11 protein-coding genes are annotated in these 16,038 nt (G+C 62.9%); 7 read left to right on the top strand and 4 right to left on the bottom strand.

What is annotated here, in order from left to right; translation table 11 throughout:
* Positions 1–258 precede the first annotated feature (258 nt).
* The 4 genes from WJU18_RS30945 (at position 259) to WJU18_RS30930 (ending at position 5,396) form a co-directional block, all read left to right on the top strand.
* Positions 259–1,407 carry an IS481 family transposase gene (locus WJU18_RS30945; protein WP_423456874.1) on the top strand — a complete coding sequence of 383 codons (1,149 nt, stop codon included), beginning with the start codon at positions 259–261 and terminating at the stop codon, positions 1,405–1,407.
* 501 nt (positions 1,408–1,908) lie between these two features.
* Positions 1,909–3,426, top strand: a complete 1,518-nt coding sequence (locus tag WJU18_RS30940) for an AMP-binding protein (RefSeq protein ID WP_423458106.1) — start codon at positions 1,909–1,911, stop codon at positions 3,424–3,426.
* Positions 3,419–4,645 (top strand): GNAT family N-acetyltransferase, encoded by a 1,227-nt coding sequence (locus WJU18_RS30935; protein WP_423458105.1) that lies wholly within the window; start codon positions 3,419–3,421, stop codon positions 4,643–4,645. The genes WJU18_RS30940 and WJU18_RS30935 overlap by 8 nt, the downstream gene beginning before the upstream one ends.
* A 181-nt stretch (positions 4,646–4,826) precedes the next feature.
* Positions 4,827–5,396, top strand: coding sequence for a ferritin-like domain-containing protein (locus WJU18_RS30930; RefSeq protein WP_423458104.1), 570 nt, complete (start codon positions 4,827–4,829; stop codon positions 5,394–5,396).
* Positions 5,397–5,415: 19 nt separating this feature from the next.
* On the opposite strand, the gene WJU18_RS30925 is transcribed toward WJU18_RS30930, so the two are convergent.
* Both WJU18_RS30925 and WJU18_RS30920 read right to left on the bottom strand, forming a co-directional pair.
* Positions 5,416–6,276 (bottom strand): ferritin-like domain-containing protein, encoded by an 861-nt coding sequence (locus WJU18_RS30925; RefSeq protein WP_423461137.1) that lies wholly within the window; start codon positions 6,274–6,276, stop codon positions 5,416–5,418.
* Between the two features lie 382 nt (positions 6,277–6,658).
* Complete coding sequence (locus tag WJU18_RS30920; RefSeq protein WP_423461136.1) at positions 6,659–7,279, bottom strand: glutathione S-transferase N-terminal domain-containing protein; 621 nt, start codon at positions 7,277–7,279, stop codon at positions 6,659–6,661.
* A 223-nt stretch (positions 7,280–7,502) separates the two neighbouring features.
* Between WJU18_RS30920 and purB the strand changes: the two genes are divergently transcribed.
* The 3 genes from purB (at position 7,503) to WJU18_RS30905 (ending at position 11,868) form a co-directional block, all read left to right on the top strand.
* Complete coding sequence (purB, locus tag WJU18_RS30915) at positions 7,503–8,921, top strand: adenylosuccinate lyase (RefSeq protein ID WP_423458103.1); 1,419 nt, start codon at positions 7,503–7,505, stop codon at positions 8,919–8,921.
* A gap of 18 nt (positions 8,922–8,939) precedes the next feature.
* Complete coding sequence (locus WJU18_RS30910; RefSeq protein WP_423458102.1) at positions 8,940–9,503, top strand: YaeQ family protein; 564 nt, start codon at positions 8,940–8,942, stop codon at positions 9,501–9,503.
* Between the two features lie 262 nt (positions 9,504–9,765).
* Positions 9,766–11,868 carry a clostripain-related cysteine peptidase gene (locus WJU18_RS30905; RefSeq protein ID WP_423458101.1) on the top strand — a complete coding sequence of 701 codons (2,103 nt, stop codon included), beginning with the start codon at positions 9,766–9,768 and terminating at the stop codon, positions 11,866–11,868.
* A gap of 18 nt (positions 11,869–11,886) precedes the next feature.
* On the opposite strand, the gene WJU18_RS30900 is transcribed toward WJU18_RS30905, so the two are convergent.
* On the bottom strand, positions 11,887–14,238 hold the full coding sequence (locus WJU18_RS30900; RefSeq protein WP_423458100.1) for a cytochrome P450/oxidoreductase: 2,352 nt from the start codon (positions 14,236–14,238) through the stop codon (positions 11,887–11,889).
* Between the two features lie 700 nt (positions 14,239–14,938).
* Positions 14,939–15,913, bottom strand: a complete 975-nt coding sequence (locus WJU18_RS30895) for a GlxA family transcriptional regulator (protein ID WP_423458099.1) — start codon at positions 15,911–15,913, stop codon at positions 14,939–14,941.
* Between the last annotated feature and the right edge of the window lie 125 nt (positions 15,914–16,038).

Here is a 16,038-nt window from a genome sequence, read left to right as displayed (position 1 = left end):
GTTTTCTGCTGTGCAGATCGCGCAGTGAAATCCCCCATCCCAATCTTGCCGGATGGCCGGTCTCCCCAGAGGGGGAAGAAGCAAGATCACCGAACGCAGTAAGGTCTATTGATTCGCAGGCCGAGCGAAGCAATGGCCCGAGTGTGGCTCCCCACCCCTCTGGCCGTGTGTATGGACCGGAGACATGGTGGACACCTGTTCGGGGACATGGTGAACAGATCAAGCTTAGGTATCGAACAGCCTTATAGGAGGTCACCGATGCCTTGGCAGGAAAGCTCAGCCATGTCCCTACGCGAAGAATTTGTAGCGCTCGCCCAGCACGAACAATCCAATATCCGAGCACTGTGCTTGCGCTTTGGCATTAGCCCCACTACAGGCTACAAATGGCTTGAGCGTGCTCGCCAGCTTCAGCCCTTGAGCGATCGAAGCCGCAGGCCTAAGCATTCACCCAATCAATGCCCGCTTGAGTTCGAGCAGCAAGTCTGTCAGTTACGCCAGGAGCACCCCGCCTGGGGCGCACGCAAGCTCACGCACAGATTGATGAACTTAGGAGTCAAAGTGCCTGCAGTGAGCACCGTGCATGCGATCTTGTGTCGCCATGGTTTGATTTTGGGTCAGGCCAGTGAGGCAGCCACGCCCTGGAGGCGCTTTGAGCACCCTGAGCCCAACGATCTGTGGCAGATGGATTTCAAAGGCCACGTAGCCATGCTGCGCGGACGCTGCCACCCACTGACGATTCTTGATGACCACTCCCGGTATGCCGTGTGTCTGCAGGCGTGCGGCGATGAGCAGGAAGCCACCGTGGTGCAGCGTCTTGAGATGGTGATGCGTCGCTATGGTGTGCCCGCTCGAATGACCATGGACAACGGCAGCCCATGGGGTGGCTACGATGGCTGTCACTACACCAGCCTGGATCTGTGGCTGATGCGTCAGGGGATTCGAGTGGGCCACTCACGGCCCTACCATCCTCAAACGCAAGGCAAAGATGAGCGCTTTCACCGCACACTCAAGGCGGAGCTGCTGCAGGGGTTGCCTCTTGCCAACCTGAGCGAAGCCCAGCAAGCCTTTGATCGTTGGCGCCAGATGTACAACCAGCAGCGCCCTCACCAGGCGCTGGGCATGCAAGTGCCGATCGTGCGATACCGGGCCAGTCCCAGGCCGTACTGCGAGCGGCCCGCAGAGCCTGAATACGCCAGCGCCGAGCAGGTGCGCCAGGTGCAAAAGCAAGGCGCCATCTCTTGGAAAAACCGCCTCTGGAAGGTCGGCAAGGCCTTCAAAGGCCAGCAGGTAGCCGTACGAGCTGATCCCACTGAAGATGGATGCTATGACGTGTTCTGGAGCACCCTTCGAATTGCTCGCATTGATCTGCGCGATCAGTCTATACAGGCCGGCAGAGTCATTGTTTAATATCCAAAAAACCGTTCACCATGTCCCCGAACAGGTGTCCACCATGTCCCCGGTCCATACAGCCGTGCCGAGGAGCGCAGAGCGGGGGTGGGCAAGGGCACTGCAAGATGCCCTTGCTTCGTGCTCTAGCTTGCTGCAGCTGTTTGAGCGGCGTGAACGCAGTGAACAAAGCGAGTTCTGCAGCACCACCCCTCGATCGAGCACCACAGGTTGCCCGTAGCGCAGCGCAGGGACACGGCAAGTGGGGTCGCCTTTCTTTGGCCTACGTTTCTTTGGCGACGCAAAGAAAGGTAGGTGCACCGCCGGGGGCAATCCCGGCTCCCGACCTCAAATCAAACAGCAGAAGGCAATTAAGAAGCAAAAAAAGAAGCCAAAGCCCGCCAAGAGCACACCCACCATGAAAGCCCCCCCGGCCCGCATACCGCTCAAAGCCTGGCCCAAGCTCTGGCGCAGGCCGCCACCAGCGAGGCGGGCCTGCGCCTGTTCGACAGCCGAGGCGAGTTGGCCGCCCAAATCAGCTACCGCGACCTCCATCAGCACGCTCTGGCACGAGCAGGGCAGCTACAGGCGTGGGCAAGCTGCCACTCATGGCAACGCCATACCGCCGTCGGCTTGCTGGCCGACACCAGCCTGTCTTTCATCGTCAACTTCTTTGCCTGCCAACATGCCGGTTTGATTCCCTGCCCCGTGCCGCCGCCGCAGGTGGGCCTGGGGCTGCAGAACTACGTGCAGCGCATAGACAGCATGTTGTGCAACGTGCAAGCCCGCGCACTGTTGATCGATGAGGTGCATGCGCCGCTTCAGGCGCATTTTGCGCGCCAGGATGCGGCGGTGCCCGTTGTGCAGACGGCCACCTTGCCACCGGGGGATCCACCGCATTCCGCACTGCTGACGCCTTTGCAGGACACCGATCCGGCCTACATCCAATTCTCGTCGGGCACCACGAATGCGCCCAAGGGTATCCAGATTTCTCAGCGGGCCATCTGCCGCAATATGCACGGCATCTTGCATGCGGGCCTTCGCATCATGCCCTCTGACCGGGCTTTTTCGTGGTTGCCGCTCTACCATGACATGGGTTTGGTGGGTTTCCTGCTCTCGCCCATTGCCGGTGCTGTTCCACTGGATTTGCTGCCCCCGCAGGCCTTTGCGCGGCGGCCGCAACTGTGGCCGCGGCTCATGTCGAACCTGCGGAGCACGGTCTGCTTCGCACCGGGTTTTGCTTGGCGCCTGGCCGCGGAAAGAACCCCCGAGGACGAAACGCGGCACCTGTCCTTGAGTGCCTTGCGCATTGCGGGCGTGGGGGGTGATTTCATTCGTGCCGGTGATTTGAATGGCTTTGCCCAGCGTTTTGCGGCCAGCGGATTTACCGGGGAGAGCTTCCATCCCTGCTATGGCCTGGCGGAAGCCACGCTGGCGGTGTCCATGGGGCAGGCCCGCGCCGATGACACGGGCACGCTCACCAGCGGCAAGCCACTGCCGGGGTGGGAGGTGCGTATCGTGAACGAGGCGGTCGAGCCACTGCCCGCAAGGCAGACCGGCCTGATTCATTTGCGTGGCCCCTCTTTGATGACAGGTTATTGGCAGAACGGGCAACTGCTGCCCGCTGCCGGCGATGACTGGTTTCATACCAAGGATGTCGGCTACCTCACGGCGGACGGCGACTTGGTGGTCACCGGAAGGCAGCAATCGCTAATGGTCATTCGCGGGCGCAATGTGCATGCGGAAGCCGTGGAATCCGCCGTTTCTGAAGCTCTGCGGCTTTCACACGGCACGGTGATGGCCTATCAGGAGGCACCCCCTCCACCGGCGGATCCGGCAGACTTGGTGGTGCTGGTGGAGTGCCCCGCCCAGGATCCGAAGGAGCGCACACGGTGGTCGGAAACGGCCCGGCAGGCGGCATTCGCAGCCAGTGGCGCTGCCGCTGATGTTCGGTTGGTGGCCCCTCGGACGGTGAAGCTAACCTCATCAGGCAAGATCGCTCGTCAATGGACACTGAAGGCACTGATCGGACATGACTGACCTCGCACCTTTGGCGCCGAAGGAGAATGTGGCGCAGCTCCGGCGCTTGCAAGCCCAGGACTTGACGCCTGCGCTGCAACAGTGGATGGGCGCCCCCGAGGTGCTGGCCAGCCTGGGCACGGCCTTGCCATTGACGGCGCCCGATCAGTTGGGCGCCTTGTTTTCGCGTGCCGAGGTGCAGGTATGGGGCGTCTGCGAGGACGACCGTGTTCAGGCTGTGTACGTATGCAGCCTGCACCTGCAGCACCAGGTGATGCGCCTGGCCTTTGGGTCTGCGCCCAATGCGTCAGGATTGGCCTTGCTGAAGGACAGCCTGCCACGCTTGATGGAGATGCAGTTTGCCAACGGCGTGCAGAAGATTTCCTGCCACCTGCTGGCCACCTCGATCCGGAAAATATGGCCTCTGCTGCGCCTGAACCGTCATTTTTTCCTGGAAGGCCGGTTGAGGCAGGAGTGGTTGCCCGCGCTGGGGTGTCAGGACGATGTGTTCATTGTGTCGGCCTTGGCACAGGCGGGCCTGCAACCTCCGCCGGGTAGTCTCTGGCTGAACAAGAGCGTGGCATCCGCCAGCCACCGCTTCTTCCGGAGCTGGCCCCGCGCGGCGGTGAATGAGCAAGACAGCACGCCCGCGAGGCTCCCCAGCGCGCTGGTTCGCGGCAGCACTCATATCGATACCCCGGCCTACCACCTGCGCACCCTCACGGCCAAGGACGCCGATGAGACCCTGGTGCATTGGCTGAACTCTCCGCAACTGATGGGCAGCATGAACCTGCCCCGGTTTACCTTCAGCTTGCCCAGCCTGCGGGCGCTGCTGGCGGGCTTCGACCGCAACTTCAATCAATTCATTGGGGTGTTCCATCGGTCCAGCGGCGAACTCATCGGTTTTTATACCGTTCTGGTCAACGAGTCTGCCAGGCACGCCCATCTCGCGCTGTGCATCTACCCGAGCGAGACCTCGGCGTCGCGGATCATGGTCGACACCATCACGCCGCTGACCGACAGCTACTTCGAGCGCTTTGCCATCGACAAGATCACTGGGAGCGTGCTGGTGTCGAACCGGCGGATGCTGCTCAGCCTGCCACATAACTACACCTTCCTGTTCGAGGGAGTGCTGCGCCAGGAATGCCAGGGCGAGCAGGGCCGCCTGGACGTGGTGGTGTTCTCGACGTTCCGGGATCCTGCCCTGCGGCCCAAGCTGGGGCGCTTCGTGCCCGCGTAGGCGCATTTTCTCGGCCCCGGGTTGCTCACACCCACTCCACGACTCGCTGGACGAGCCGGGGTAAAGGTGTCTATAGACCTTGTCCTACGGCGACAGTGGTTCATCCTCGGACCGCAAGGCGGAAGTAACAGGCTTAAGGTTTCCATGGGTGCCGCCAAACGGCGCCAGAAGGAATTTCACGATGGACACACGCAAGAAAGAGGCGGGCAAGCCGGCCCGCAAGGATACGAAGCACTTGGCATTGAATCAGGCGGCGATCCTGGCTGCCAAAACCAGCCTGGATGATGGTGCCGTCACTCCCCACAACAACGGCCCCTGGGTGAAAGACATCATTGCGTTGCTGAACGACTCGCTGGCCACGGAACTGGTGTGCGTGTTGCGTTACAAGCGCCACCACTACATGGCCGATGGCTTGGCCTCACCTGCGATCGCGGAAGAGTTTCTCGTTCACGCGCAGGAGGAGCAGGCGCACGCCGACCGCATCGCCGAGCGCATCGTGCAGCTGGGCGGCGCGCCGGATTTCAATCCCGTCACGCTGCACACGCGCAGCCATGCCGACTACGACGAATCAAAGGATTTGAAGGACATGATTCGCGCCAACCTCGTCGCCGAGCGGGTGGCGATCGAGGCTTACAGCCAGATCGTGGATCTGGTTCGCGACAAGGATCCCATGACCAAGCGCCTGATGGAAGAGATCCTGGGCCAGGAGTTGGAACACGCCGAGGAGCTGAAGACCTGGCTGGCGCTCTGATTGCGCCAGGCACCGGGTATCAGACGGGCGCGGCTTGGTTCGGCGTTTCCGCGCCCAGCGACTTGCGGTAGCGGTTCAATTCCTGCACGGTCTTGAAGCCGCCGCCCAGCAGCAGGCTGAGGTTGTGCAGAATGCGCTCGACCACCTTGCTTTCCCAACCGGCATCGAATTTGATCTGCTTGTCGAGCCATTCTTCCAGCCACTCGGGATCCGGCAGGCGGCTTTGCACGGTGTCGCGCGGGAAGTGGGCCTTGCTCACGTGCAGGTTGGTGGGGTGCAGGGCTTGCGCGGTGCGGCGGGCGCTGGCCATCAGTACGCCGACCTTGGCGAAGGCTTGGCGTGCCTCGTTGCCGAACTTGGTGATGGCACGCCGCATATAGCGCAGGTAGGCACCGCCATGGCGTGCTTCGTCCTGGCTCAGCGTGGTGTAGATGTGCTTGATGACCGGCTCGCTGTGCCAGTCGGCGGCGCAGCGGTACCAGTGGTTGAGCCGGATCTCGCCGCAGAAGTGCAGCATCAGCGTTTCCAGCGAAGGGGCCGGATCGAACTCGAAGCGCACGGCGTGGAGTTCTTCCTCGGTAGGCACCAATTCGGGGCGGAAGCGCTTGAGGTATTCCATCAATACCAGCGAGTGCTTCTGCTCCTCGAAGAACCAGATCGACATGAAGGCGGAAAAATCCGAATCGTGCTGGTTGTCACGCAGGAACATCTCCGTGGCCGGCAGCGCCGCCCACTCGGTGATGGCGTTCATCTTGATGGTTTCGGCCTGCTCATCGCTGAGCTTGGCCGGCTCGAACTGATCCCAAGGAATATCCTTGCCCATGTCCCAGCGCACGGCCTCGAGTTGTTTGAACAGTTCGGGGTACAGCACGGTTTGAATTTCTCCCTGATCGGGCCGCAAAAGTGCCGCCCAAACGCTCTATTTTAATGACCACGACATGACAGTGGTATGTCGAAGGCTTTCCGTTCCTCCAAAACAGCGAAAACAGCACGAACAGGGCGTTAACAGTTCTTTACGCAGCGGTGCGGGTTTTCACGGAACTTAAGCCGCGCAGGGGCCCTCATACACCGCATGAGTTGGAAAACATCTCTCCCATTTCATCGCTGTTAAGCCCCCGGCTTCGTGCCAATTGCAAAACCTGAAGCGCACTTCCTCCTCCCTCCCTCCTCCTCCTTCGCTTCAGGTCGCTTAACAGCTTTTTTATACAAAGACGCCGCCCGGATTCCGCATCCGGGCGGCGTTTTGTTTGGGGTTTGGCGTTTTACTCTGGTTTCGTATCAAGGAAGCTCGGCCGCTGCATCAGCTTGACATCGAGCAACTGGGCCAGATTGGCGTGGCGCGACCGCCAGTCGAGTTCGGGGAACCGGAAATCCAGGTAGCCCAGGGCGCATCCGACGGCGATATCGGCCAGGGAGAGGTGGATGCCCTCGGAGCACCAGGGCTTCTCGCCCAGGCCGCGGCTCATAGCGGCGAGCGCGTCGTCCACCTTCTTCATCTGCCGTGCGATCCAGGCCTGGCTGCGCTCGCCTTCGGTGCGGCCGGGCCAGGTGGCTTCGAGGCGGGCCAGGATGGCGGCGTCGAGCAGGCCGTCGGCCAGGGCCTCCCAGGTCTTGACCTCCACGCGTTGCCGGCTCGGCGGCGGGATCAGCTTGCCGACGGGAGAGAGCGTGTCCAGGTATTCGACGATCACGCGGGAGTCGAACACCGCATCAGCACCGTCCATCACCAGGCAGGGAACCTTGCCCAGCGGGTTGGCCGTGGCAATGGCGGTGTCTTCGGCCCAGACATTTTCGGGGACGAATTTGTAATCCAGCTTCTTTTCCGCCATGACGACGCGCACTTTGCGTACGTAGGGACTGGTCAGGGCGCCGATTAATCGCATGGACATGGTGAGAACAATGTATATCGAATTCACGGCAACCGGGCCGCCTGCCATTGTAGGGTTTTCCTTCCCCGTCATTCCCGGGCGGCCGGCCCGGCTGCGGCAGTAATTCCGGGGGGTGTTGCGGGGCCGCACCGGATTCCCGCCAGAGCGGGGCCGGCCATCCGGGAACGACCGAGCCTGCCTGATCTGGCGCGGCTTGCTCGTCTCCTACAATTTAGGCATGGACCTCACCCCTCTTTCCGCTCTTTCGCCACTGGACGGCCGCTACGCGGCCAAGCTGGCCGCATTGCGCCCGCTGATGAGCGAGCTGGGCTACATGCGCCGCCGCGTGCAGGTCGAGTTGACCTGGTTCGTCGCGCTTTCCGATGCCGGTTTTGCCGAATTCAAGCCGCTCTCCGCCGGTGCGCGCGCCTATCTGGCCGGCTTGGTACACAACTTCAGCGAAGCCGACGCCGAGGCGATCAAGGCGATCGAAAAGACCACCAATCACGACGTGAAGGCGGTCGAATACTGGATCAAGGCCAAGTTCGAAGGGCGCTCCGAACTCGAGGCTGCCAGCGAATTCGTTCACTTTGCCTGCACGAGCGAAGACATCAACAACACCAGCCATGCGCTGCAACTCAAGGGCGGACGCGATCAGGTATTGCTGCCGATGATCGATACCGTGGTGGGCCGGTTGCGCGAGTTGGCGCTTGCTTACGCTGAAGTGCCCATGCTGAGCCGTACCCATGGCCAGACCGCCAGCCCCACCACGGTGGGCAAAGAGTTGGCCAACGTGGTGGTGCGCCTGCAGGCCGCACGGGGGAAGATCGCCGAGGTGCCTTTGCGCGCCAAGATGAATGGCGCCGTGGGCAACTACAACGCCCACCTGTCCGCGTGGCCTGATTTCGATTGGGAAGCCTTTGCGCGCCGGGTGGTGGAAGCCCCCGAGTTGGGCGAGCAAGGCACCAGCACGGCCGATACCTTTGGCCTGGGCCTGACTTTCCAGCCCTATAGCATCCAGATCGAACCGCATGATTACATGGCCGAGCTGTTTGACGCCATGGCACGCGCCAACACCATCAGCATCGATCTGTCGCGCGACATCTGGGGCTACATCTCGCTGGGCTATTTCAAGCAGAAGCTGAAGGCAGGCGAGATCGGCTCTTCCACGATGCCGCACAAGGTCAACCCGATCGATTTCGAGAACGCGGAAGGCAATTTCGGCCTGGCCAACGCGGTGCTGCGCCATTTGAGCGAAAAGCTGCCCATCAGCCGCTGGCAGCGCGACCTGACCGATTCCACGGTGCTGCGCAACATGGGCGTGGCACTGGGCTATGCGGTGCTGGCCTACCAATCCCTCTTGACCGGCCTGAACAAGCTGGAGCTGAACGAAGCTGCGCTCGCAGCCGATCTGGATGCTTCCTGGGAAGTGCTGGCCGAGCCGATCCAGACCGTGATGCGGCGCTTTGGCGTGGCCGGTGCCTATGAAAAGCTCAAGGAAGTCACGCGCGGACAGACCGTGACGCGCGAGGCGCTGCATGGGCTGATCAATTCTCTCGAGATCCCTCAAGCCGAAAAAGACCGCTTGCTGGCGCTCACACCGGGTACCTACGTGGGCAAGGCCGCGGAGCTGGCCAAGCGAGTGAAGGGCGATTGAGGCGCTGCCTCTCTTTTCATGGCGCTCAAATCCACCATCTTCAAAGCCGATCTGGCTTTAGCCGACATCGACCACGGCTGCTACACCGATCTGGCGCTGACCCTGGCGCGCCACCCGAGCGAAACCGACGAGCGCATGATGATGCGTCTGGCGGCGCTGGCGCTCAATGCCCATCAGGTGCAGGATCTGTGTGGCGGCGACGCCAAGATCGGCTTTGGCGCGGGTCTTTCCAGCCCCGATGAGCCTGATGTGCAACTGGTGGATTTCACCGGCCGCACCCGGCTATGGATCGAAGTCGGGCAGCCGGATGACAAGCCCCTGGCCAAGGCGTGCTCAAAGGCCGATCACGTCATCGTCTATACCTACGGCCCCGCAGCCGAGGTGTGGTGGCGCGGCATTGAAAGCAAGCTGACGCGGCTGGACCGCCTGAGCGTATGGCGTGTGCCCGCGGATCAGGCGCAGGCGCTTACGGCGCTGGCGGCGCGCAGCATGCAGCTCTCGGCGACCGTGCAAGAGAACCAACTGACGTTGACGGACGCGGGCGGCGGTAGTGTGAGCCTTGAGCCGCAGCGGTGGAAGTAGGCGGTAGACGGCGCCCTTTCGTCGTTCCAGCCCACGTTCCGGGAGAGGCTTCTTAAACCGGCTACTGTGATGAGGGCCCAGTACTCTCGCCTGAGCGGGGGCCGGCCATCCGGGAATGACGGGGAAAAGCATCAGGTTGAGGCGCGAAGTCCTTGCTGGAACGATAAGCCGCGCACTGTTACCAAAACAGTATCGCCTTGAACTTACTCAAGCCGACCCTCCGCTGCTTTTGGCGCCTGCTCACCTCACTTCAGGATCGTTCATGCCTCCCATTTCACGTCGTCAGCTTCTCGGTACTGCCGCTGCTCTGGTCGCCGGAGGGCTCGCCGCCTGCGGCGGGGGGAATGGCAGCCAGGCCAGCACGACGCTGCTCGTCTATCTGCTGGGCTCCGACCTGGAAAGCCGTGGCAACGCGGGCACGAAGAACCTGCTTGAAATGCTGGCCGCGCAAGGCTCGAGCTATACCAAGGTGGTCATCACCACCGGCGGCGCCGCCAAGGACGACCCGACCAGCCTGGTTTCCAGCTGGAAGACGGTCAAGCGCTTCGAACTCACAGGCGGCAAGCTGAACGAGTTGGCCGATCTGGGCCGCAAGGATATGGATTCGGGCGGCACGCTGCAGGAGTTCCTGCTGTGGGCCACAGGCGCTTATCCTGCTGAGCGAACGATGCTGATGCTGTGGGATCACGGCTCTGGTTACTACGGCTACGGAAAAGACGAGAACTTTCCGGCATCAGGCAAAAAGATGAGCCTGCCGGCCATGGCGGCCGCCTTGCAGGGGTTCAAGAGCGCGACGGGCATCACCTTGGATTACATCGGTTTTGACGCCTGCTTGATGGCGACGGTGGAAGTGGCCAAGATGCTCCAGCCCTACGCCCGCTATTTGGGTGCCTCGCAGGAGCTCGAGCCCGGCTCGGGCTGGGATTGGAAAGTCATTGTCGATACGCTGGCGCGTCAACCCGCCCTGCCGGCACCGGAGTTCGGCAAGGTGGCAGCGCAGGCTTTCCATGACAAGCAGATGCGGGAGCGCCCCAACGGCAGCCTGGTGCCTCCGCTGTCGGACTATGTCACTTTCAGCATCATCGATCTCTCCCGCATCCCTGCCTTGCTGGAGCAACTGGATCAATGGGCCGGCGCCGTGCTCGCCTATTACGATCAGGCCGCCAAGGCGGCCGGAGGGCCCGCGCTGTCTGCTTCAACGGTGTTTTGGCCGCCCACGTTTGGAGCCCCGGCGCTTGCGCTGCAAGCCAAAGCGCTGCCCGGCGCCGAGGGCAGCACCGTCGACCCCTCCATAGAGCGGTGGAAGCAAGTGGCGATGTCGCGCCTGCGCACGACCGAATTCGGATACCAACCCGATGCGAAGGCGCAACTTGACTTGGTGGATCTGCATCAGTTTTCCGCCTTGCTTGCCAGCGCGGATATCGCCAGCACCTCGCAGCCGGCTTTGAGTCAGGCCCTGCAGGACGCGATCGTCTTCAATATCACCGGGCCGAAAGCGCCTGAAGCCAACGGCCTGAGCGTCTACTTTCCCATGTTGGCGCGGAGTGACTTGCAGCGCGGCGTTTATCAGGCGCTGGACATGCCCGCTCAATACATGCGCCTGATAGAGCGCCATGCCGAACAGGCCAAGACGGCGCCGTCGGTTATTCATGTGCCGCCGTTGACTTCCCCGGCGGATGCCCCCGATGCCGTGCAAAGCGAGATTAGCTCCGTGTACGGCGTGCGGCTGGCCGATCTGATGCTGATCCAGCCGGTGAACCAGACCGTGGTCAAGATCACTGGCACGACCCCTCTCGTTTCTGGCCAGCTTGGTTTCAACACTGACAACTATCTGCTGGGCGGTGTGGTGCGCTACGACACGCGGTGGTGGCTCCAGCTTGATGGTCAACCCTTGCTTCTGTTTACCCTGGCTCACTGGACGGCAGATGAGGGCGAGCTCACGGCCGTGCTGCTGGGCACGCCGGTGCGCCTGAAAAGCGCTACGGGTAGCGATCCGAGAATCGTGCTGATGCTGTTCAATTGCACATGGGATCCTTCGACGCAGCGGATTTCGGGCCAGATCGTGGGAGCGCGGGATATTGATTTCGACGACGCTGACGCACCCCCGGACCGGGTGGATGCCGATATCAACGTGGGCGATATCGTGGAGCCGGTGCACATCCTCTACGATATCGAGAAAAAGGTGCCGGCGCAGGAGCCGAGTGGCGACATCGCCATCGAGTTCGGGCCCCCCGTGACGCTGACCGCGCAGTCGGCTCTGCGCGCTTCATCCCTGGCGCCTGGTGCGTACACGCTGCAGCTGGCCGTGACCGATCTGGCCGACGGGCGCGGGTTTTCAGCGCCGCTGCACTTCGCCAAGAGCTAATCGAGCGCGAATCGAGCGCTAAAGATCGACCACCAGCCGGCCCGCTTTCGCGCGCGAGCAGCAGCTCATCATTTTCCCGCCCGCCTCGCGTTCAGCACGGGTCAGCACGAGATCGCGATGATCGATCTCGCCCCCTAGCACGCGCACTTCGCACGAGCCGCACAGGCCTTCCTCGCAATCGCTTTCCATGTCGATGTTGGCGGCGCGCAAGGCGGAGAGCAAGGTCTGATCGGCGCGCACGGGCAGCACCATGCCCGAGGCCTTCAGCTCGACCTCGAAAGCGTGTTCCTTCGAGGGGTCCAGCGTGCCGACATTCGAGACGAAATGCTCCACGCGCAGGGCATCCTGGGGCCAGTGTGCACTGGCTTTTTCCAGCGCCTCGATCATGCGCGCGGGGCCGCAGGCATAGATCTGCGCACCGGGCTGCGGGGTGGCCAGCAAAGCGGCCAGATCGTTGCGCTGGCCTTCGTCCTTGGCATAGACCTTGAGGCGATCGCCATGCAGGGCCTGCAATTCCTCCAGCAAAGCCATGGTGCGCCGCGAGGCGCCGCTGTAGTGCAGCTCGTAATCGATGCCCAGGGCCTTCGCACGCCGCGCCATGGCGCTGACGGGGGTGATGCCGATGCCGCCGGCCACGAAGATGGCGCGCGAAGCGGTTTCGTCGAAAGCGAAGTGGTTGCGCGGGCCGCGTATCTTCAGGGTGGTGCCGGCCTGGGCATGCTGATGCATCCACTCACTGCCGCCACGGCCTTCCTGTTCGCGCAGCACCGCGATTTCATAGTGCCTGGTGTCGCCCGGATCGCCGCACAGCGAGTACTGCCGGCTGATGCCGGTGTCGCCGCACTCCACATCAATGTGCGAGCCAGGTGTCCAGCGCGGCAGCTCGCGGCCATCCGGCGCCGACAAGCGCAGCCGGGTGATGCCCGCGGCTGCGGGCTTGGCTTCCGAGACCTGCAGCGTGCGGTGCAGCGTATGGCGCGAAGGCTCGCCAATGCGTACCGGCGCAGGCGCCTTGTGGAGGAGCTCAGGCTGTGCCCGCTCTGGATTCTGCGCGGGATCCCATTCGACCCACAGATGCTCCGGCCCTCGGAACGAGGTGTTGGGCACATAGGTGAAGCGCTGCTCGGCCAGGCGCATGTGGGGCAGGCGGCGCGTGAGTTCCTCGATGAAAATCTGCATCTCCATGCGCGCGAGGTTCTTGCCCATGCACTGGTGCGAGCCGAAGCCGAACGTGAGGTGATCGCTGGAGTTCTCGCGCCGGATGTCGAACAGATCGGCATCCGCAAAATGCCGCTCGTCGTGGTTGGCCGAGGACGTGACGATCAAGAGCTTGGAGCCCGCGGGCAGATCGACACCGCCCACTTGCGTATCCTGCGTGACGAGGCGCCGCCACGCGGCCACCGAACCGTTGTGCCGCAGGCATTCCTCCACGGCGCCGGGGATCAGGCTGGGATCCTCGCAGATCTCGCGCCAGGTATCGGGGTGTTGCAGCAGGAGCTTGAGCGCGTTGGCCGTGGCGTTGGCCGTGGTTTCATGGGCGGCGACGATGCCGGCCATCATCATCGAGTGCAGGTAGGAGTCCGGCACCACATCAGGCTGTTCCATCTGCTTGCGGATGCCATAGGGCATCCAGCCGCCGGCCTCGGGGTTCTCGCGCATTTTTGCCAGCACCTTGCCGGCAAATTGCCAGAAATTGCCGACCGCATGCGCCACCGCCACCTGTTCCTCCGGCTTGGGGCGGCCCCAGGTATTGACGGTGTGCGCGATCGAATACTTGCGCAGCGTGTCCATGTCCTCCTCGGGCACGCCCAGGAAGTGCAGGGCGACCGTGAGCGGCACTTCCCACAGCATCTGGTCCACGAGGTCGGCGCGGCCATCATTGACGAAGCGATCGACATACTCACGCGCCAGGCGCCGCACCATCGGTTCGTGGTGGGCGAGCGCCGGGGGCGTGAAAGGCTCCATCAGCAGCCGGCGGCGGGGCATGTGCGCCGGTTCGTCCTCGTTCACCAGCGTGCGGCTCATGCCGTAGTCGTAGGAGGCCAGCACGGCGTTCGCTTCGTCGCCGGTGGGGGTGATCTTTTCCAGCGCGATCGAAGGGCTGAAGGTGATGTTGTCGCGGAAGACGGCCTTGATGTCGTCGAAGCGCGTGATCACCCAGTAGCCCAGCGCCGGGTTGTAGAAGATCGGCTCGCGTTCGCGCGCCCAGCGGACGTAGTCGGGCGGGTCTTGCTGGTAGCCATCGCTGAAGGGGTCGAAGTCAGCGGCCCTTTGGCTCACGGGGCAACCGGTGGGCGTCGTCTGCGCCGACAGCGGCGGGTGAGCGTAAGGGCAGCCGCTTGGGTGCTGTGGGGTATTGGTCTCGGCCATGGGTGCACTCTTTGCGAAACGATCTGGGAACGTTCCAGACAATATACCCCCAGCCGCACGCCTAAGAACGTGTTCGTCATCTCTTGCTCCCTCCCCCGCTGGGGGAGGGCTGGGGTGGGGGCTTTCACGGCGTTTGATCTGAATGGCTTTCTGTTAGTCATCCGAGGTCGGAGGCCGGGATTGCCCCCGGCAGTGCAGTCACCTTCTTTTGCGTCGCCAAAAGAAGGTAACCCAAGAAAAGGCGACCCCACTTGCCGTGTCCCTGCGCTGCGCTGCGGGCAACCTGCGGTGCTCGATCGAGGGGTGGTGCTGCAGAACTCGCTTTGTTCACTTCGTTCACGCCGCTCAAACAGCTGCAGCAAGCTAGAGCACGAAGCAGGAGCATCTTGCAGTGCCCTTGCCCATCCCTCGCTCTGCGCTCCTCGGTACGGCCAGAGGGGACCCGCGGCTCGGGCCATCGCTGCGCTCGGCCCTGGCATCAACAGGCTTCGCTGCGCTCCGCTGTCTTACTCCTTCCCCCACTGGGGGAAGGTTGGGGGGCCGGCCGTCCGGTGGGGGCTTTCACAGCGCCACTTCCACCCGGCTGTGTCTTCCCCAATCTCCTCAGCACAGTGCCCGACAACCATCCAGAAATACCGGACCGCCGGCATTCACACCCAGTGGCGCAGGGGGCTATCCAAAGACCTTGAAAGGCATGGCTCTAAGCACCCCTGGCGCGGTAATGGCTCGGGCTGGCGCCGGTCGCCTTTTTCATGAGCCTGCGCAGCGCGGTTGAATCGCTGTAGCCGACCGCTTCCGAGATTTGCTCGACGGTGAAGCGGCTTTGCTCCAGAAGCGCGCGCGCCTTGCGCAGTTTGACACTCTGGATCAACGCGAGCGTGCTTTTCCCGGTGGCCAGCCGGACGCGGCGCGCCAAGGTGCGTTCAGAGACGCAGAATTCGCGCGCCAGCGCCACGATGCCGGGCGGCTCCGGCAAGCTGTGCTCGATCCGCGACACGAGCCGGGAAATCAGTTCATCTCCATTGGCCAGCACCTCCGGGACGATGTATTTTCCCTGTGCCTCGCGGCCGTCGATCAGCAGCATGCGCGCGACGGCATCGGCGGCCCGGCTTCCGCACTGCCCGCGCAGCAGGTGGAGCATGAGATCCGTCTGGGCGAAAGCGGCGCCAGCGGTGGTAATGGGGCCATCGGTGCAGACCATGCGCTGTGCGTCGACCTTGGCGGTGGGATTGAGGCGCTGCAGGAGCGGGGCGAGCCACCATGTAGTGGTCACGCGCCGGTGGTCTAGAGCCTGTGCCTGCTGCAGCAGGAAAACGGCGGAGCAGCAGGCAGCGGCGCGCCCGCCCTGGTCAAGATGGTTCGCGATCGACCGTGCGGCGGCTTGCATGTCTTCGCGCTCCGCGCTGGCGAGCACGTCTGCTTCGGTATTGAGCGCGAGGCCGGGGATGATCCAGACAGAAGCATCGCGGCGTTGGCGAATGGGCAGGCGCTGTGTCTTGACCAGCAGGCCCGACTCCAGTTCGACTATGCCGCCGGAGGTGGAGACGATGCGCCACGTCGGCGCGGGCGCGGCCAGCGCAGGGGCGATGCGGCTCGCCGCGCTCAGGATGTCCAGCGTGGCGGAGATCCCCGTTCCGTAGCCCCCGTTGAACGCCAGGATGGTGAAATCAGTCATGTCGTTTTTAGCCTGAATCAGGCGTAATTCGACTATTCTGAGTTTGAAGAGGTTTTATGGCAAGTGACGTTTCAGCTTCCTCTCCGTCATTCCCGCCTGCGCGGGGGCCGGCCATCCGGGAATGA

It is taken from the genome of Ottowia sp. VDI28, assembly GCF_049532675.1.
Classification (GTDB): domain Bacteria; phylum Pseudomonadota; class Gammaproteobacteria; order Burkholderiales; family Burkholderiaceae_C; genus Ottowia.
Note: the sequence above shows the minus strand (reverse complement) of the source record. Positions and strands in the feature narration are given on the sequence as shown.